Here is a 17206-nt window from a genome sequence, read left to right as displayed (position 1 = left end):
CTTTGCCTGATTCAGCAGGCGGCGCTAGTCTGCGCGACCGTTTGATCTCAATGGGATCGGATGACTTTTCGGAGGTGCAAAAGATGCTACCACGCACACATTGCGGAGATTTCACAGTAATGCATATCGGTCAGACTGTTCGACTGAATGGTTGGACTCAGACCAATCGTGATCATGGCGGTGTGGTATTCCTCGATGTGCGCGACCGCTCTGGTCTGGTGCAGGTGGTGGTGCATCCCGATACCCCTGAGATGCACAAGCTTGCCCATGCGATGCGTCAGCAGGATGTGATTGAAGTGGTGGGTGAGGTGATTGCCCGTTCTGAAGCAACGGTCAATGGTAACATTCCAACCGGTGAGATTGAGGTGAAAGCAACCGATATCGTAGTGTTGAACGGTTCAGAAACCCCGCCATTCATGATTGATGATGATTGCGATACCTCTGAGCAGGTCAGGCTTGAGTATCGTTATCTCGACCTGCGAAGGCCTAAGATGCAGCGTTTTATGGAGCTGCGTCACCGTGTTACGCATGCGGCGCGCAACTATCTCGACAGCCAGAAGTTCCTTGAGATCGAGACCCCGATCCTGAATAAATCCACACCTGAAGGTGCGCGTGATTATCTTGTTCCATCAAGGGTTTACCCCGGCTCCTTTTATGCACTACCGCAGAGCCCGCAGATATTTAAGCAGCTGCTGATGGTGGCCGGTATGGATCGCTATTACCAGATTGCCCGCTGTTTCCGTGATGAGGATCTGCGAGCAGATCGTCAGCCTGAATTTACGCAGGTCGATATTGAACTCTCCTTTGCTGATCAGGATGAGGTGATGGCGGTAGCTGAAGGGCTGCTGCGCTCGATGTTTGATGCCGGTGTCGGCATCCGCTTGCCTGAAGAGTTTCCACGTATCACCTATCACGAAGCGATGGATCGTTTTGGTCTGGATCGTCCTGATATCCGTTTCGGACTTGAGCATGTCAATGTTACCGAGCTGATGAAGAAAGTGGATTTCAAGGTGTTCCGTGATCCGGCTGATAATGGTGGACTGATCAAGGTGATGCGCGTGCCTGATGGTGCCGCAAAACTCTCGCGTAAACAGATCGACGACTATACCAAGTTTGTATCGATCTACGGTGCCAGAGGGCTGGCCTGGATCAAGGTCAATGACAAATCGAATCTTGCCGCCGGCCTGCAGTCACCGATCGTTAAATTCCTTCCTGAAGATGTGCTGGCTGAGTTGCTGGAAGCCAGTGAAGCTGAGAATGGTGATCTGCTCTTCTTCGGTGCCGGTGATACCAATATTGTTAACGATGCACTGGGCCATTTGCGTGTGAAGATGGGTCACGATCTCGATCTGATTGCCGAGAATGATCACCGTTTCGTCTGGGTGGTCGACTTCCCGATGTTTGCATGGAATGCGGACGAGAAACGCCCTGAAGCGCTGCATCATCCCTTTACCGCACCACACGAAGATGAACTACACAAGCTGGAGAGCGATCCGTTGAATATCTGTTCACAGGCTTATGATCTGGTCTGGAACGGCACCGAGATTGGTGGTGGTTCGATTCGTATTCATAAACCGGAAGTACAGGCGCGGGTTTTCAGAACACTATGCATCTCTGATGAAGAGGCGGACGAGAAGTTCGGCTTCCTGGTCAGGGCTCTGAAGTATGGTGCACCACCACATGGTGGTCTGGCATTTGGCCTTGATCGTGTGTTGGCACTGATGGCCGGTGTTGACTCAATTCGTGATGTGATTGCATTTCCGAAGACACAGAAAGCGGCTGATCCGATGTCTGATGCACCGAGTGAAGTTGCAGATGCGCAGTGGAAAGAGCTGGGACTGCGTAAACGTCCAACCATCAAAGAGAGCTGATCCAACTATTCAAACAAACGCTCAATCATCAAAAGGCCGCGTAGTTACGCGGCCTTTTTTGTTTGTCGTATACCGTATCCGTTAACGGCTTCATTGTCCTGATCAATATGAATGATATCAAACGCTTACAACGGGCAGTGCATTGACATCGCAATTAAATAGGCTGATTATGCATGTTATGAAACGCGGTCTGTTTATCCTGATGATATTGCTCTCTGCCTGCGCGGCAAAACCGCCAGTTCAGGAGATGTCCAATGCGCGTTCTGCAATCAAGGCGGCACAGGATCTTCCCGGTAGCAGCCAGAAATCAGAGGTTTATCTGAAGTCTGCTGAAACGGCGCTGGAAGAGGCTGCCGAAGCCATCCGTCTGGAGCACTACGAAACAGCACGTGGCAAAGCGCTTGAAGCCAAGCGCAACGCACAGGCCGCGGCACGCATCAAACAGTCCACAAAACAGTAATAATTCGTTTCTACCGAGTGAGGTAAATCATGGCCTTTGATAAAATCAGTGTGCCGGAAAACGGCGAAAAAATTAATATGGGAGCTGACGGCATTTTGAGTGTGCCGGATCAGCCAATTGTCACCTTTATTGAGGGTGATGGCACTGGTCGCGATATCTGGCGAGCATCACAACGTGTGCTGGATGCGGCTGTTGCAAAGGCATATTCAGGATCACGCAAGATCGCCTGGATGGAAGTATTTGCAGGTGAAAAAGCGTGGAATCTCTACGGGCAGTCTGACGATGCATGGCTGCCGCAGGAGACACTGGATGCATTCTCTGAGTACCTGATTGGTATCAAAGGGCCACTGACCACACCTATTGGCGGAGGCATCTCATCGTTGAATGTGGCACTGCGTCAGAAACTTGATCTCTATACCTGTCTGCGTCCGGTAAAATATTTCGAAGGTGTGCCTTCACCTGTCAAACGGCCTGAAGATGTCGATATGGTGATCTTCCGCGAAAATTCTGAGGATATCTATGCCGGTATTGAGTGGGCTTCCGGAACTGAAGAGGTTAAGAGGGTGATCGCCTTTCTGCAGGATGAGATGGGGGTAAGCAAAATCCGTTTCCCGGAAAGCAGCGGTATCGGTGTTAAACCTGTTTCACAAGAGGGCACGGCACGCCTTGTTCGTGCTGCCATCCAGTATGCCATCGATAATGGCCGTGAGTCGGTAACGCTGGTTCATAAAGGCAATATCATGAAGTTCACTGAAGGGGCTTTCCGTAACTGGGGTTACGATGTTGCCAAGGATGAGTTCGGTGCGGTGGAGATTGATGGCGGGCCGTGGTGCAAGCTGCCTAACGGCATTGTCATCAAGGATGCTATTGCTGATATTGCACTGCAGCAGGTGCTGACCCGCGCCACTGAGTTCGATGTCATCGCTACCCTTAATCTGAATGGTGATTATCTATCCGATGCCCTGGCTGCACAGGTGGGTGGTATCGGTATCGCACCGGGTGCAAATATCAACTACACAACTGGTCATGCCATCTTTGAGGCTACTCACGGTACAGCGCCAAAATATGCGGATAAGGATATGGTGAATCCCTCTTCGGTACTGCTCTCCGGAGAGATGATGTTGCGCTATATGGGCTGGGTGGAAGCAGCTGATCTCATACTGGATGGTATTAACGGTGCAATCGCGGCTAAAACCGTGACCTATGATTTCCATCGCCAGATGGAGGGGGCTACTAAACTATCCACCTCCGAATTCGGTGATGCTGTGATCTCTCATATGGGGAGAGCTGAAACAGCCAAGCCTGAGGATCAATACGATGAACTGGCTGAGCGTTTTAAGGAGCTGTTCGAGGCGGGAGCTGAGAAGAGTAGTGAGTACGCCCAGATTGCTATGGAAAAAGCGCGTAAGCAGTTGACAGCGGCAGGTGCTTTTTCTGAGGAGCAGGGTAAAAACCTGAAACAATTTCTCGAACGTGATTTTGCTCAGGTGGCTGATGTGATGCGCAGTGAGGCGAAAGAGAAGCTTAATCCATCTCGTGTTGGCGCAGGTGCTCTGGCTTCACTGTCGGCCTTGCTGAATGTGGCTGGCAGTGCACTCTCTTCGATCGCTGAGCGTACCCAGAAAGCGATCAGTTGCCGCTCTGGTGAGATTACCAGTGCCGGTACGCTAACCTGCAGTGCCTGCGGTAATGAGCTGCACTTCAAGAAGACCGGACGCGTACCACCATGTCCGAAATGTCATGCTACCGAGTTCACAAAGAGCTACTAATCGCGATCAATAAAAAAGGCCGGATCAATGATCCGGCCTTCTCTATGTCTTCTGTTCCTCGTGAACTGCGTGGGGAATGATCAGAAGCGGAAGAAAGCACCTGCGTAGGGGCCGCTAAAGGTGGCGTTGACGTAGACACTGTTACTGTCAATTTTAAGTTTCAGCTGGCGATAGCCGGCATAGACGCCAAGCGTCGGTAGCGGTGAAAATTCGATCTGGGCATCCGCATCAAGGATACTGTTACCCGAATAACCGAGGTAACCGACCCGGCCGGTGAGACCGATAAAATCAGCAAGTGCAACACGGGCGCGCAGGCCTACGGTAGGAATAGGAACGGTTGCACTTTTATTGGATGTGGCACCGGCACTTGTGATGGAGGTTTTGGCGTTGATGGTTTTTACAGAAGTCTCAATACCAAGCTGAAAACGGGATGGCAGATCATCCATATTGACGACGTAATAGGTGTAACCGATATCGATCATATCAGCTTTGAAATCACTGCTGACTGTTGTGCCTGCTGTATAGGTTGTTCCACCATAGGTGATGTTGCGACCTAGCAGGCTGGTGCCGCCAAAGCTCATTGGCACGAACGCCGCTGAGATGGATGAATCTCCCAGTTTGACAGTGATTTCACCAGTGGGCTGCTGACTGTTCTTCAGTGCCAGATCGGTCTCCATATCCACACGGGTGCCTACATTGTTAATCGTTGAGGCAAACTGGCCGGATGGGGAGAGCATCATATAGCCGACCTTTACGGCAATGGTTTCATCTGCGCTGGCAACACCCGCAAAGCCCAACATCATGGCTGAGAGAGCAGCCGATATTTTCAGTTTCATAAATAACACTCCAATCAAGAGATATGAATTTTTGTTCGCAAATCTTAAGTCTGCAATACTCAGTGGTCACACTACAAGGTATGTGCCCTGTCTCACAATGCTGCCTTTGATAAGGTTAGTTCATGTCAGCTTACAGCGTTAGCCATCAAAGGTTGCGACGGCTACAATCCTGACATGTTTTTAGGGGTTGATACAGGTGGCACCTTTACCGATTTTGTGTTGTTTGACCGGTCGGGGCTGCGTTTTCATAAAGAGCTCTCCACACCGGATGATCCATCACGGGCGATTGAGCAGGGGATCGCCAGCCTGGGTTTACATGCTGCTGAGCTGCATCTGATTCACGGCTCAACTGTGGCCACCAATGCGATTCTTGAACGCAAGGGGGTCAAAACCCTGTTTATCACCAACCGAGGCCTTGAAGATCTTCTCATCATTGGTCGGCAGACACGCCCCGAGCTCTATTCGTTGACACCCGTACCATCTGAGCCATGGATATCACGTTGTGATGCACTGGGTTTATCCGGGCATCTGGATTGTGATGGTCGGGAGATTGAAGCAACGCAACAGCAGGAGATTGCAGGGCTTGCTGATCTGATTGCAAAGGGCGATTACAGGGCGGTGGCTGTCTGCCAGCTCTTTTCATTTCTCAATGCGGGCCATGAGCAGCAGATTGCTGCGGCCCTGCCGGACGATGTTTTTATATCTCTCTCGCATCAGGTGCTTGCGGAGTATCGCGAGTATGAGCGGTCTGCAACCACATTTCTCAACGCTTATGTCGGGCCACTGGTTCAACGTTACCTCAAGCGCATCAGAGACACTTTGCGACCGAAACATCTGTTTGTGATGCACTCAGCCGGTGGTGTTATGGATGCCGAAGCTGCAGGTGCACAGGCCGTGAAACTTGCACTATCAGGGCCTGCAGGTGGTCTGGTGGCTGCGGAAGCGATTGGCAGGCAGCTGGGGGAGACCAATCTGCTCACTTTTGATATGGGCGGGACGAGCACAGATGTGGCGCTGATTCAGGGAAAAGTTGCGAAAACGACCGCATCCGGCATTGCCGGTATTCCGATTGCTATTCCTATGCTTGATATTCACACCATTGGTGCCGGTGGCGGCTCACTGGCCTGGATCGATGTGGCCGGACTGCCACAGGTTGGACCCGAGTCTGCAGGAGCAAGGCCCGGTCCGGTCTGTTATGGGTCAGGAGGTGTTACACCTGCGGTAACCGATGCCAATCTGGTGCTGGGTCGCATTCCATCTGATGCGCTGCTGGCAGGTCGTATGCCGCTTGATCGTGATGCTGCCATGGCTGCCTTTGAGCGTTACGGAAAGCCGTTTGGCCTGAGTGCTGAAGAGGCAGCCGATGCGGTGGTCCGTATTGCTGAAGAACATATGGCCGGAGCACTGCGTGTGGTATCTGTAGAGCGAGGGCATAATCCGGATGACTTTTCACTGCTCTGTTTTGGTGGAGCCGGTGGGCTTCATGCCTGCTCTCTGGCCGAGAAACTGGGCATGCACAGGGTCATTGTGCCGCTGGCCAGTGGTGCTTTTTCTGCACTGGGCATGTTGGCTGGACGCCAGCAGAGTGATTACTCGAGAAGCAGGCGTATTGCCGTCAATGATGAAAATGCGATGTCACAATTATCTGGGATGTTTGATGAACTGGAGCAGGAGGCGGCTGATGGTATGGCAGGGCTGAACCTCTCCTATGAGTCTGCTGTTGATATGCGTTATGCGGGGCAGGGATTTCATCTTACCATACCGTTTGAATCGGATATGCAGACGATGGTGAAAGCGTTTGAGGCTGAGCATCTGCGCTCCTACGGCCACTGCCTTGAGCGTCCGATAGAGATTATGACAGCGCGATTAACCGCATTTGTTGAGCGACCGGCTCTGAGCTTTCCAGAGTTGAGGGGTTGTGCTGAGCCTGTTGAGTCATCGGCTTTCTCATCTGTCTACGGGGCAGGAGAAGTGGGGCATCTGCAACGCTCTGAGCTCAGGCCCGGCTATAGATCATCCGGTCCGCTTCTGATTATAGAGGAGACCTCAACCTTGTGGCTGCCTCAGGGGTGGAGTATGCAGGTTTCTGCTCAGGGCCATCTGCTGCTGGAGAGAAGCAGTGTCTGTTAATGCGGTAGAGCTCAGCCTCTTCTCACACCGGCTTGCAGCGATCTGTGAGGAGATGGGGGCGGTGCTGAAACGCAGCGCGATCTCGCCAAATATCCGAGACCGTGAGGATTTCTCCTGTGCCCTGTTTGATGAGAAGGGAGCGTTGATTGCGCAGGCAGCACACATTCCTGTGCATCTGGGTTCAATGGCTTTTGCCATGGCCGACGTCATTCCTCTGTTCGCTTGGAAAAGCGGAGATGTGGTGGTGTTCAATGATCCGTTTCTCGGCGGCACCCATCTACCCGATATCACTGTTGTCACGCCGGTCTTTATGGCCGGTGAACTTGTCGCATTCTCTGCAGCACGGGCTCACCATGCTGATATCGGTGGCCGATCTCCCGGTTCGATGGGGGTGGAGACCCGGCTGCAGGATGAGGGGCTGATTATCTCTCCCCGCTACTGGTTTGAGGCGGGCATTGAAGACCCTGAGTTGGCTCGATTGTTCTATGGCTATGTTAGAGCACCTGCAGAACGTATGGGTGATCTCGCAGCGCAGAAGGCAGCCGCTATGGTCGGTGTTTCACGCCTGAACGATTTCCAAGCCTCTGAATTGCGCCAGATGTTTGCTGCACTTATTGCTGTGTCAGAAGGCTATGGGCGGACAGCTGTGGCTTCGATTCCGGATGGCGACTACTGTTTTGAAGATAGTCTGGAGGATGATGGCTGGGGTTCATCCGCGCTGGCTATTCGGGTCACTGTTTCGATCAGGGGTGAAGCTGCTATTGTCGATTTTGATGGTACTGCATTGCAGACCGTTGGTCCGGTCAACTGCCCGCTGGCAGTCACAGCTGCCAGTGTCTTTTATGTGTTCCGTTGTCTGATGCCTGACCATACACCGCAGACTGCAGCACTGTTTCACCCGATCTCCATTCGTGCGTCAAAAGGGTGCCTGGTGAACTCAGGGGAAGGGGCAGCTGTTGCTGCCGGTAATGTCGAGACAAGCCAACGTATTGTTGATGTGCTGCTGGGTGCTCTGGCCAAGGCGATTCCTGATCGTATCCCTGCTGCAGCGCAGGGCACCATGAACAACGTGATTTTCGGTGGCAAAAGCAACGGCGAGGATTGGGTCTATTATGAGACGCTGGCCGGAGGTATGGGTGCATATGCTGGCGGTGATGGTCTCTCCGCTGTTCAGTGTCATATGACCAACACCAAAAACTCATCGATTGAGGTGCTGGAGATGCACTACCCGTTGCGTATTTCAGCTTACGCGGTGCGTGAGAATTCCGGTGGAGCAGGGGTCTTTAGCGGTGGTGATGGTGTGGTGCGCGAATGGCGTGTGCTGGAGGATTGTCATCTCTCCCTGTTAACTGAGAGAAGAGAGTCTCAGCCCTATGGGTTGGCTGGTGGCGAATCGGGAAGCTCTGGTGTGAACAGCTTGTGGCGAAATGGTCAGTGGCGAAGTTTGCCTGCCAAGGGCAGCTTTGCGCTTAAAAGCGGTGACCGGATACGCATTGAGACGCCGGGTGGTGGTGGCTTTGGAAAAAAGAAGGGTGATGAATGAGAATTCTCGGTATTGAGACATCGTGTGACGAGACTGCGGTAGCGATTTATGAAGGTGATCCAGCTACAGGCAGGGGCACGCTTCTCGCTGAACAGGTGGCCTCACAGATTGAGACACATGCGCGTTTTGGTGGCGTGGTACCCGAGGTGGCATCGCGTGAGCATCTGGTCACACTGCCACCGATGGTTGAGTCGATATTGGCTGAGGCTGACTTGAGCTGGAAGCAGATTGATCATATCGCCGTTACCTCAGGCCCCGGTCTGATGGGGGCACTTCTGGTTGGTACCTCCTACGCCAGAGCAGCTGGCCTGGTACACAATATTCCTGTTGCACCTGTTCACCATATGGAGGGGCATCTGCTGGCACCGGGACTGGCCGGGCTGTTGCCTGAATTTCCCTTTATCACGCTTCTGGTCTCCGGTGGTCATACACAGCTGGTGCGGGTGGATCGCATTGGCTCATACAGTGTGATTGGCCAGACGCTGGATGATGCGGCAGGAGAGTGTTTCGACAAATCAGCAAGGCTGATGGGATTGCCTTATCCGGGTGGACCGGAGATTGCCATGCTGGCCAAGGGTGGGGACGCCAAATGTTTTAAACTGCCACGTCCGATGCTCAATAAAGACAATCTCGATTTCAGTTTCTCAGGCCTGAAAACTGCCGTGATGTATGCCGTAAAAAATGCAGGTGGTATCCAATCTTTTGATCTGCAGATGATGAAAGATATGGCTGCTGCCATTGAAGCTTCGATCAGTGAGGTGCTGGTCAAAAAGAGTATTCGCGCCTGCCTCAGAGAAGATGCGCCGAGACTGGTCATTGCCGGTGGCGTAGCTGCCAACCATACACTCAGGCATACACTGTTTGATCTGGCAGAAAAAAATGGTGTGGAAGTGCACCTGCCACACCCCAAACACTGTACCGACAATGCCGCCATGATCGCCTACGCCGGTTTTCAGCATCTCTATGCAGGTATCAGCGCTCCGGATGAGTGGGACGCCACACCACGCTGGGTTTTAACTGCAGGTTAAAGCTGGAAGGCATCTGGAGCGATGCCACTACATACGTCTGCATAGGCTTCACTGTTCGGTTCATTTCTCCAGTTCTGTTTCCTGATAAATATTCCGATTATGCATGCCTCATCCAGTTTGTTGTCGACAAGGTATGAGTAGAAGAGCTCTCTGTAGAGGCGTGGTCGCTCATGCAGTGAAAGTGCTCTGAGAATAAGCGAGTGCATCTCTGCAATCTGTCTCTGTTTGCCTGGAAGGTGGACCATCTCTGCTATTGAGAACTCAACAATATAGGGAAACAGTTGATCGTTAGCGGCCAGTTCAGTTGCGATTGAACCTTTGCGTGGATCTTTGTAGTCCATTTGCACCCATTGGCCAAATTTATGCCACGCTGTCGTAGTCTGGACAGTTCCTGACACCAGAAAAGCAAAGATAACAACGGTAATAGCCAATACCCACGTTTTCCTAGCTTGGAAAGTATGTGTTCGTAGCAGTGGCTTTGTACATATAGCAAGCATGAGTGCGAATAGAATCAAAGGAAAGGGTTCGGTTAAGGTCATGTTGAAATGGCCTTGTATCCATAGTACAACCACTGATGCAAGAGCAGGCCATCGCAGTGAATCGAGTTTGAGACGGTATAACCAAAGCAGACGAAATATTAACAGGGAGAGAGCCAGCCAGAGCAGAAAACCTGCAATACCAAACTCAGCCATAAGGTGCAGCAGAATATTGTGCGCGCTCTCTGTGTCGCGAAGCCCATGTGCATCAGGAGTTCTTTCCAGCGCTTTTGACTGGCCGGTAAGATAGTGCGCTTTAAGCTGAGATGGGCCAACGCCAAATAGTGGCGATGATTTCCACACCTCCCATGCACTTCTCCACAGCGTCACTCTCTCTGCCAGTCCTGCTTCTGTACTTTTCTCAAATTGATGCTGGATGCCGCCAATCTGCGGCAGATTGAATTGCGCCAGTGCATCTCCTGCACCCCAGGCAATGAATCCTGCAACTAGAAGTGTCGCTACTTTTTTTAAACACTTTCTTCTGAGTAGTTCAAACATGACCCATGCTAAAATGAAGAACTGTGCAAGCCATGCTCCCCGGGCCATTGAACTGAAGATAAATGTCCAGAAAAAGAGCAGGAGCAGCAACCAACCCCATTGATATCTGTTGGCGCTGTTCAGCCAGAACCAGACAGCGATAGACCATGCGCAAACAATGATGATGGCAAGTATATTGCCATTGGCGAATGGCCCGTTCATTTTGCCTTGGATGGTATCTGTGGTCAGGGCCCAACCATTAAAGTGTAACGCTTCACTGCCATTCCAGCCAAGCCACACATAGAGAGATATAAATATAATGGCTGCTATCGATATTGTGTAGATTTTATACAGTGGTCTCAGCTCATGGTGGGGTAGCAGGCTTGCATACAAATAGATCGCTGCCAGGGCGAAGCTGAACAGAAGCAGATCAGAGCCGATTAAAAAGGGAGTCGAGAGCAGGAAAAAAAAGATGGCAACGAACGGTGCTGGCAGGTAGCGATTTTTTTCAGCCAATAAATAGAGGATTAAACCTGCGAGTGAAATGGCCGGAACACTGTACATTGGTACGACGTTCGGATTGATCAGGTAGGGCGCAAAAAGCGGTGATAAAAAAAGTGCAAAAAGGGAGATACGAGTTGTGAACCTGGTGTTCTGTATCATTAGTTAAATGACAGCGTCTGGCTAATATTTTGCCCACGATGCGAGGTCATTTGCAGCAGTGGCAGCCGGAACATCAGCAGAGACTAGTGTGCCTGATTTATCAGTCTTTCTAAATTCAGAAAAATCGTTCTCAATAGCCAGAATCTGATCGCCGCCGGGATGGTAAGCACCAAAGTTCGCATATTGTCTGGTTCCATCAATGTTGACTACGATCTGTACATCCGGAGTTAATGATCTGATCTCAAACAGTTCAGTTGAGCCGTTATTAAGCGTGACATTTTTTGAGATGACGCCATCTGCACCTTTATCAGAAGGGACGACTGCAACATATTCCTGATGATCTGAATAAAAGCTGTGTTCAAACAGGGAGAGGTTACGAATGTCACTGGCTGCAGAGGCGTAATAACTTTTTACTCGATAACTTTGATAGGAGGGGATGGCAACAGCTAAAAGTATGCCAACAATAGCAACTGCGATCATCAGTTCGATCAGGGTAAATCCTTTCTCATTCACAATGCTGACTCCTTTAGCTCTCTCAAGCGTCGTTGGATCTGGCCATGGTAGGCTTCGGGCATCGTTGTAAGCAAGTACTGCAAAAAACTGATGCTTGCTTCCATACCCTGTTCCTGAGTAAGCATGCGGCTTGCCAAACCTATGGCTATTGGAGGTACACCCGGACGTTTGGTGGCCATTTTCATGAAATAGAAGGCCTGCTCATAATCTTTCAGACTGTCATAGGCAATAAAACCGGCCAGAAAAGGTAGTTCCCAGTCCCAGCTTCGGGCTTCTGCACCTTTTGCCAATATTGTAACTGCATCCCGCGTGCCATGCTCTGAGTAGGCCAGTAGGCCGCTTGAGAGGCGATAGGTGTCCATAAACAGGGGATCGATATCACTGGTGCGTTGAAGATATGACGCCAACTGTTGCCATGCATGCCGTTTTTCAGACTCAGGAAGTTTGTAGGTGATTTGATCATAGATCGTGAATACAGCCAGGATATTATAATCGGCGACCATGCCGACAAAAGGGCCAGCAACAATCTGTTGTGCCACACTTGGCAGAGGGCCGCTTTGAACAACTGTAGATAGTATTGAAGTGCTATCACTTACCAGCATACGACTTGCCCCATAGGTGATCGTTGCAAGTAGAAGCAGAGACCAGAGCAGACGTTGCATCAAAGATCGCGTCGCGAGAAAATGATCAGTGCCAGCACAAACATCATCAAGGCATAGCTGAAATGCTCTGTGAAGTGCAGAAAAATATCTCTGCTGCTGATGTTGACGCCATGCGCCAGTGCCACTGCGATATCACCCCCGTTGAGTTGGGGGAAGATATAACCAATGCTATTGGTCAGTGATGAAATCAGTGGTGGAACATGCTGCATCACCTCCTGATTCTGCAGGGCATGGATAATTGGTGGCAGTGTCCAAGTAAGAAAGATGGCCGCAATAGAGAAGACCAGCATTTCAGCCAATCCTGTGGCCCAGACGCAGATCATCATCACCATGGCCAGTGTGCTAATGTGTTGAAAGAAGCTTAAGATTGCCAGCGTAAAACCCTGCCCCTGTGTGATGCCGTGGCGATAGATCTCGGTCGTCTCCGCAAGGGTCAATGCAATCAAGAGCTCTCCTGAGATCATGGTGACGACCATCAACATCAGCATACAGAGGGTGAGACCTGCGAAACGGCCAGTGAGGTAAGCATGCCTGGATACCGGAGGCATAAGAAACTGATAACAGGTCTTCTGACCGATATCCCTTCCCATCAGTGTTATGGCAACAAACAGGATGTAGCAGGTGATCAGCAGACGCGTTGCCGCAGCAAAAACATCGATTCTTACTTTGCCAATATCGAATATAAAAATATTGGAGAAAACCAGCGCGATGATTGGGGTGATTAGAATGGCCACAGCAAAAAACTGAAAGATGCGCATGCGGATGATCTCTAAAATTGTGATGCGGCTAATTTCAATGGTTGTATTCATGGCTGGCTCAGTTTATCCAGTTGATCTTCAACAAAGGAGATCTCATCCATGGAGTGCTCCTGAATAGCTAAATCTGTCTCTAGCTTGCCGTTAGAGAGGATGAGAATGCGATCACAAAGTCTGACTAGATCAGGAACGATATGGCTGCAGACAAAGATGCCTGTACCCTGTTGATGTCGCAGTTTTAATAGCTTGAGCAGTTGTTTGCGCCCTACCGCATCAAGGCCGGACATCGGTTCATCCAACAGAAGCCAGGAGGGATTTCCTGCCAGCGCAAAAGCAAGGGCTGTACGCTGGCGCATGCCTTTGGAGTAGCTGCCTATTCTTCTGTTCCAGGCTGCATATTTCAGGCCAATCTCGTCAAGTGTGGCCTCTGCCAGGTGTGCGGAGGCTCCCTTAATACGCAGGGCGTGGCGTGTTAACTGCAGCGCAGTAAGGCTATCGGGCAGATGCGTCAGATCCGGCATATAACCGATGCTTGATGGGTGGGGCAGTACGGCTGAGCCTGCATCAGGAGAGATCAGCCCTAGCATCGATTTAAACAGGGAGCTTTTTCCGGCACCGTTAACACCTAGCAGTCCCGTAATCTGACTTGTCTTTAGTGTGAGGTCGATATCATCCAGTACAGTATCGCGCTGATACCGTTTTGTCAGATGTTGAATATGCCACGCTTGATCCATGCTGCCACCTTAGCAAAAAAAGGGCGGCTGTGAAGCCGCCCTTTTTAGGATATTACAATGCTTGTTACTAACAAGCAGTACCATCTATCAAGGACAAGTGCCTACGGCTGTAATGGCAGTACCTGCGGTTCCAGATTCAGCTACTGCTGTAGGAGCATCCTGATTTGCTGTGTAGCACGCATCACCACCAGTATGTTTGGTTCTGATCACGTAAGCGTTACCGCCACCAGTTGAACCACCGGTTACACCAGAAGAGAGGTTCCATGTGGTTGACGTTGCACCAGCAGAGCTGTCAAGTGTGGCTGAACCTGTAAACAGTGCTTCTGCCTGAGGGTAAGCATTTTGATCAGTGAAAAATGCTTCAAAAATAGTTACACCTGTACGTGTATCAGAAGCTGATGCTGTATTGAAAGCTTTAGTACGGTAGCTGGCGAACTGCGGAATTGCGATGGCAGCCAGAATACCGATGATGGCAACCACGATCATCAGTTCGATCAGTGTGAAACCCTTCTGTTTTTTAATTAAATTCATCATTGGATTGAATCTCCCTTTATTAAGTTACTGCCATCCATGGCAATGTGTACCTCTCTAATCGCAAGCATGATGCCAAGATAAATGTTGCTATATCGAGCTTTTTATCACCCTTGTGACAAAAAGTGTCAGCAAAGTGTGTCAAAAGAGGGCGCTTGCATGACTAATAATAGCACAATATTTGCATATAGGTATTTTATTTAGATGCGGTGTGTGCATAGTGTTAGGGATACACTGAACAATTCAGGGTATTCTTAGCTCATGGAGATATATTGTGGCTGTAAGACTGTTTAAGCTCAGGGATGTGCCGGATGATGAGGCAGAGGATGTGCGCCTGCTGTTAAGTGAGCATGATATCTCCTTTTATGAGACCCATGCTGGTGGCTTTGGCATTGGTACCCCTGCAATCTGGCTGCACGATGATGACAAGCAGGATCAGGCCAGAACTTTGATTGATGAATACCAGCAGAGGCGATCTGTTGAGCAGCAGGCTGAATATAACCGGTTGAAGGCAGAAGGGGAGCAGATGACCTTTTTCGACCGCTTTAGGCAGCACCCGGTTATGGTGATCGTTCTTATTCTTTTCTCGCTGTTTATTCTCTATGTCAGCCTTAGTCCATTTCTCAGTTTCGGAAAATAACACGCTCTGTAGCAGCTTCTCCACTTTCGAATCTATCTGTAATCCTCTACACTAATGCATATGAGAGTGCTTCTAATTCTTCTTGCTTTATGCCTATTGATATTGGGAACAACTGATCACCTGTATGCAGCTGAAGATCGAACCACCCTTATTCTGAACAGGGTTGATGATCTCTGGCGTGGTGATTCATCCTATGCAGTGGTGACGATGCGGGTGAAGACAGAGCATTATACCCGCACCATGCGTATGGAGGGGTGGTCCAAGGGCAAGGAAAAGACACTATTCCGTGTGCTGGAGCCGCTGCGTGAAAAGGGCACGATGACGCTTAAGTCCGATAATCATATCTACACCTACCTGCCCAAAACAGATCGCACGATACGCCTGACCAGTGGTATGATGATGGGCTCATGGATGGGCAGCCACCTCACGAATGATGATCTCGTCAAAGAGGCACGACTTGAGGAGGATTACGACGCCTCAATCAGCTTTGAAGGGGTGCGCGACGGTCAGGAAATTATTGAGTTCACGCTTACCCCTAAACCGGATGCACCGGTGGTGTGGGGCAAACTTCTACTGACGATTCTGGCTGATAGCTATACGCCGCTGGAGGAGCGATATTTCGATGAAGATATGCAGCTGGCCCGTACATTTACCTTTACCGATATGAAACTGCTTAGTGGTAAAATGCGGCCGGCACTATTGCGCGTAGTGCCTGCAGACAGACCCGATGAGTACACTGAATTTATCTATGAAGAGCTGGAACTGAATATCGAAGTTAGTGATGCGATGTTCACCAAAGCCAGTCTGAAACGCCGCTGATCCTCTTCTGATATGCGAATCCTGACGCTGGCATCAAGAAATGTGCGCAGAAACTGGCATCGCTCGCTGGTGACCATGCTGGCGATGGCGTTTGCCTGTTTCATCATGATTTTCTTCTCATCCCTGATGGAGGGGATGATGCAGGGCAGTGAGCGCAGTGTGGTGTCGATGAATATGGGGGATATCCAGATTCATGCGCAGGGCTACCGTGATGATCCTGATATCTATACGCGTATCGAGAGTCCGGACGCTCTGGTGGCGGAGATTGAGAAACAGGGCTTTAGAGCGGCCAGCCGTATCTACAGCTACGGGCTTCTGGCGGCCAACATGGCCTCCAGCGGCGTGCAGTTGCGCGGTGTTGATCTAAAACAGGAGATGAGCGTTACCGAGCTTCACAGGCATCTTGGCAGCGGTGTCTGGCTGGATGAGGATGATAGCAATGGCGTGGTAGTGGGTAAAAAACTGGCCGGCACACTTGGTGTTGAGCTGGGCGATGAGTTGGTCTTTGTCGGTCAGAGTGCAGATGGCTACATGGCCAATGAGCTGTTCAGGGTGCGCGGGGTGCTGAAGTCGGTCTCTGATGGTATCGACAGAATGGGTATGTTCATGCCGATGCAGACACTCAGGGATCTGATGGCCATGCCGGATGGGACGCATGAGATCGTGGTGATTCGCCCGGATCGAAGCAGTGATCTGGATATTGAGACAGCAAAAATTGCACTGTTGGCGGAGGGGCTGGAGGTAAAAAACTGGAAGCAGCTGATGCCGGTTGTCGCCCGTATGATCGAAACTGCCGATGTGCAGATTATGATCATGCTGGTGATCTTCTATATCGCCGTGGCAACAGTTGTACTCAATGCGATGCTGATGAATGTGTTTGAGCGCATCCATGAGTTTGGCATCATGAAGGCGCTCGGTGTCTCTCCATGGCAGCTGGTAGGTCTGGTCTTTGCCGAAACAATGATGATGGCACTACTGGCTGCGTTTACTGGCCTGCTTGGAGGCTGGTGGATTGCTGATTACTATCAGACACATGGTATTGATATGTCTGCCATTGCCGGCTCTATCTCCTATGGCGGCATTGCATTTGATCCGGTCTGGTATGCTGCTCTAACAGCTGAATCGTTGATCTACCCGTTTGTCTTCCTGCTGCTCGTTGCTGCGCTGGCCGTGATCTATCCGGCTGCTAAAGCCGCACTATTAAGTCCGGTCAAAGCGATCTATTTCCGATGAGTATGA

General features: G+C 50.6%; 16 protein-coding genes. 9 read left to right on the top strand and 7 right to left on the bottom strand.

The genetic code is table 11. From position 1 onward, the window contains the following. The first annotated feature begins 83 nt into the window (after positions 1 to 83). From aspS to icd, 3 genes are all read left to right on the top strand, one after another. On the top strand, positions 84 to 1871 hold the full coding sequence (gene aspS, locus F3F96_RS09640) for an aspartate--tRNA ligase (protein WP_176963043.1): 1788 nt from the start codon (positions 84 to 86) through the stop codon (positions 1869 to 1871). 178 nt (positions 1872 to 2049) lie between these two features. Continuing rightward, the gene (locus F3F96_RS09635; protein ID WP_176963042.1) at positions 2050 to 2331 is read left to right on the top strand and encodes a DUF4398 domain-containing protein; all 282 of its coding nucleotides are present in this window, start codon (positions 2050 to 2052) and stop codon (positions 2329 to 2331) included. Between the two features lie 29 nt (positions 2332 to 2360). After that, on the top strand, positions 2361 to 4100 hold the full coding sequence (gene icd / locus F3F96_RS09630; RefSeq protein WP_176963041.1) for an NADP-dependent isocitrate dehydrogenase: 1740 nt from the start codon (positions 2361 to 2363) through the stop codon (positions 4098 to 4100). An 80-nt stretch (positions 4101 to 4180) separates the two neighbouring features. On the opposite strand, the gene F3F96_RS09625 is transcribed toward icd, so the two are convergent. Further along, entirely contained in the window at positions 4181 to 4936 is a 756-nt protein-coding gene (locus tag F3F96_RS09625) for a hypothetical protein (protein WP_176963040.1), read from the bottom strand. Between the two features lie 174 nt (positions 4937 to 5110). Here F3F96_RS09625 and F3F96_RS09620 point away from each other — a divergent pair, with 174 nt between their 5' ends. Genes F3F96_RS09620 through tsaD form a run of 3 tightly spaced genes read left to right on the top strand, consistent with a single transcriptional unit; the run spans position 5111 to position 9637 of the window. Then, positions 5111 to 7066 carry a hydantoinase/oxoprolinase family protein gene (locus F3F96_RS09620; protein ID WP_176963039.1) on the top strand — a complete coding sequence of 652 codons (1956 nt, stop codon included), beginning with the start codon at positions 5111 to 5113 and terminating at the stop codon, positions 7064 to 7066. Then, on the top strand, positions 7056 to 8609 hold the full coding sequence (locus F3F96_RS09615) for a hydantoinase B/oxoprolinase family protein (protein WP_176963038.1): 1554 nt from the start codon (positions 7056 to 7058) through the stop codon (positions 8607 to 8609). The genes F3F96_RS09620 and F3F96_RS09615 overlap by 11 nt, the downstream gene beginning before the upstream one ends. Continuing rightward, a complete protein-coding gene (gene tsaD, locus F3F96_RS09610; RefSeq protein ID WP_176963037.1) occupies positions 8606 to 9637 on the top strand; it encodes a tRNA (adenosine(37)-N6)-threonylcarbamoyltransferase complex transferase subunit TsaD in 1032 nt (343 codons plus the stop codon). Before F3F96_RS09615 ends, tsaD begins: the two co-directional genes overlap by 4 nt. On the opposite strand, the gene F3F96_RS09605 is transcribed toward tsaD, so the two are convergent. From F3F96_RS09605 to F3F96_RS12620, 6 genes are all read right to left on the bottom strand, one after another. Further along, entirely contained in the window at positions 9634 to 11166 is a 1533-nt protein-coding gene (locus F3F96_RS09605) for an O-antigen ligase (RefSeq protein ID WP_176963036.1), read from the bottom strand. The two genes, tsaD and F3F96_RS09605, sit on opposite strands and share 4 nt — an antisense overlap. A gap of 168 nt (positions 11167 to 11334) precedes the next feature. Further along, positions 11335 to 11826 carry a type IV pilin protein gene (locus tag F3F96_RS12625; protein WP_370465531.1) on the bottom strand — a complete coding sequence of 164 codons (492 nt, stop codon included), beginning with the start codon at positions 11824 to 11826 and terminating at the stop codon, positions 11335 to 11337. Then, entirely contained in the window at positions 11823 to 12488 is a 666-nt protein-coding gene (locus tag F3F96_RS09595) for a hypothetical protein (protein ID WP_176963035.1), read from the bottom strand. The genes F3F96_RS12625 and F3F96_RS09595 overlap by 4 nt, the downstream gene beginning before the upstream one ends. Beyond that, positions 12488 to 13297, bottom strand: a complete 810-nt coding sequence (locus F3F96_RS09590) for a hypothetical protein (protein WP_176963034.1) — start codon at positions 13295 to 13297, stop codon at positions 12488 to 12490. Before F3F96_RS09590 ends, F3F96_RS09595 begins: the two co-directional genes overlap by 1 nt. Next, positions 13294 to 13977: an ABC transporter ATP-binding protein gene (locus F3F96_RS09585; protein ID WP_176963033.1), complete on the bottom strand. Its 684-nt coding sequence runs from the start codon at positions 13975 to 13977 to the stop codon at positions 13294 to 13296. The genes F3F96_RS09590 and F3F96_RS09585 overlap by 4 nt, the downstream gene beginning before the upstream one ends. A gap of 87 nt (positions 13978 to 14064) precedes the next feature. After that, on the bottom strand, positions 14065 to 14499 hold the full coding sequence (locus F3F96_RS12620; RefSeq protein WP_370465535.1) for a prepilin-type N-terminal cleavage/methylation domain-containing protein: 435 nt from the start codon (positions 14497 to 14499) through the stop codon (positions 14065 to 14067). 283 nt (positions 14500 to 14782) lie between these two features. Here F3F96_RS12620 and F3F96_RS09575 point away from each other — a divergent pair, with 283 nt between their 5' ends. From F3F96_RS09575 to F3F96_RS09565, 3 genes are all read left to right on the top strand, one after another. Continuing rightward, positions 14783 to 15148 (top strand): DUF6164 family protein, encoded by a 366-nt coding sequence (locus tag F3F96_RS09575; protein WP_176963032.1) that lies wholly within the window; start codon positions 14783 to 14785, stop codon positions 15146 to 15148. A 102-nt stretch (positions 15149 to 15250) separates the two neighbouring features. Further along, positions 15251 to 15967 carry an outer membrane lipoprotein-sorting protein gene (locus tag F3F96_RS09570; protein WP_241697769.1) on the top strand — a complete coding sequence of 239 codons (717 nt, stop codon included), beginning with the start codon at positions 15251 to 15253 and terminating at the stop codon, positions 15965 to 15967. Positions 15968 to 15979: 12 nt separating this feature from the next. Then, positions 15980 to 17200: an FtsX-like permease family protein gene (locus F3F96_RS09565; protein ID WP_241697768.1), complete on the top strand. Its 1221-nt coding sequence runs from the start codon at positions 15980 to 15982 to the stop codon at positions 17198 to 17200. Positions 17201 to 17206: the final 6 nt, after the last annotated feature.

Origin of the sequence: Mariprofundus sp. NF, from assembly GCF_013387455.1 — a bacterium.
In the GTDB taxonomy this organism is placed as follows: domain Bacteria; phylum Pseudomonadota; class Zetaproteobacteria; order Mariprofundales; family Mariprofundaceae; genus Mariprofundus.
The sequence above is the reverse complement of the archived record's forward strand: the minus strand, read 5'-3'. Positions and strand labels throughout refer to the sequence as shown.

Coding starts and splice junctions, on each gene's coding strand:
- F3F96_RS09620 (WP_176963039.1), top strand. CDS start 5,111: ATGTTTTTAGGGGTTGATACAGGTGGCACCTTTACCGATTTTGTGTTG.
- F3F96_RS09565 (WP_241697768.1), top strand. CDS start 15,980: ATGCGAATCCTGACGCTGGCATCAAGAAATGTGCGCAGAAACTGGCAT.
- icd (WP_176963041.1), top strand. CDS start 2,361: ATGGCCTTTGATAAAATCAGTGTGCCGGAAAACGGCGAAAAAATTAAT.
- aspS (WP_176963043.1), top strand. CDS start 84: ATGCTACCACGCACACATTGCGGAGATTTCACAGTAATGCATATCGGT.
- F3F96_RS09625 (WP_176963040.1), bottom strand. CDS start 4,936: ATGAAACTGAAAATATCGGCTGCTCTCTCAGCCATGATGTTGGGCTTT.
- F3F96_RS09595 (WP_176963035.1), bottom strand. CDS start 12,488: ATGCAACGTCTGCTCTGGTCTCTGCTTCTACTTGCAACGATCACCTAT.
- F3F96_RS09590 (WP_176963034.1), bottom strand. CDS start 13,297: ATGAATACAACCATTGAAATTAGCCGCATCACAATTTTAGAGATCATC.
- F3F96_RS09635 (WP_176963042.1), top strand. CDS start 2,050: ATGAAACGCGGTCTGTTTATCCTGATGATATTGCTCTCTGCCTGCGCG.
- F3F96_RS09585 (WP_176963033.1), bottom strand. CDS start 13,977: ATGGATCAAGCGTGGCATATTCAACATCTGACAAAACGGTATCAGCGC.
- tsaD (WP_176963037.1), top strand. CDS start 8,606: ATGAGAATTCTCGGTATTGAGACATCGTGTGACGAGACTGCGGTAGCG.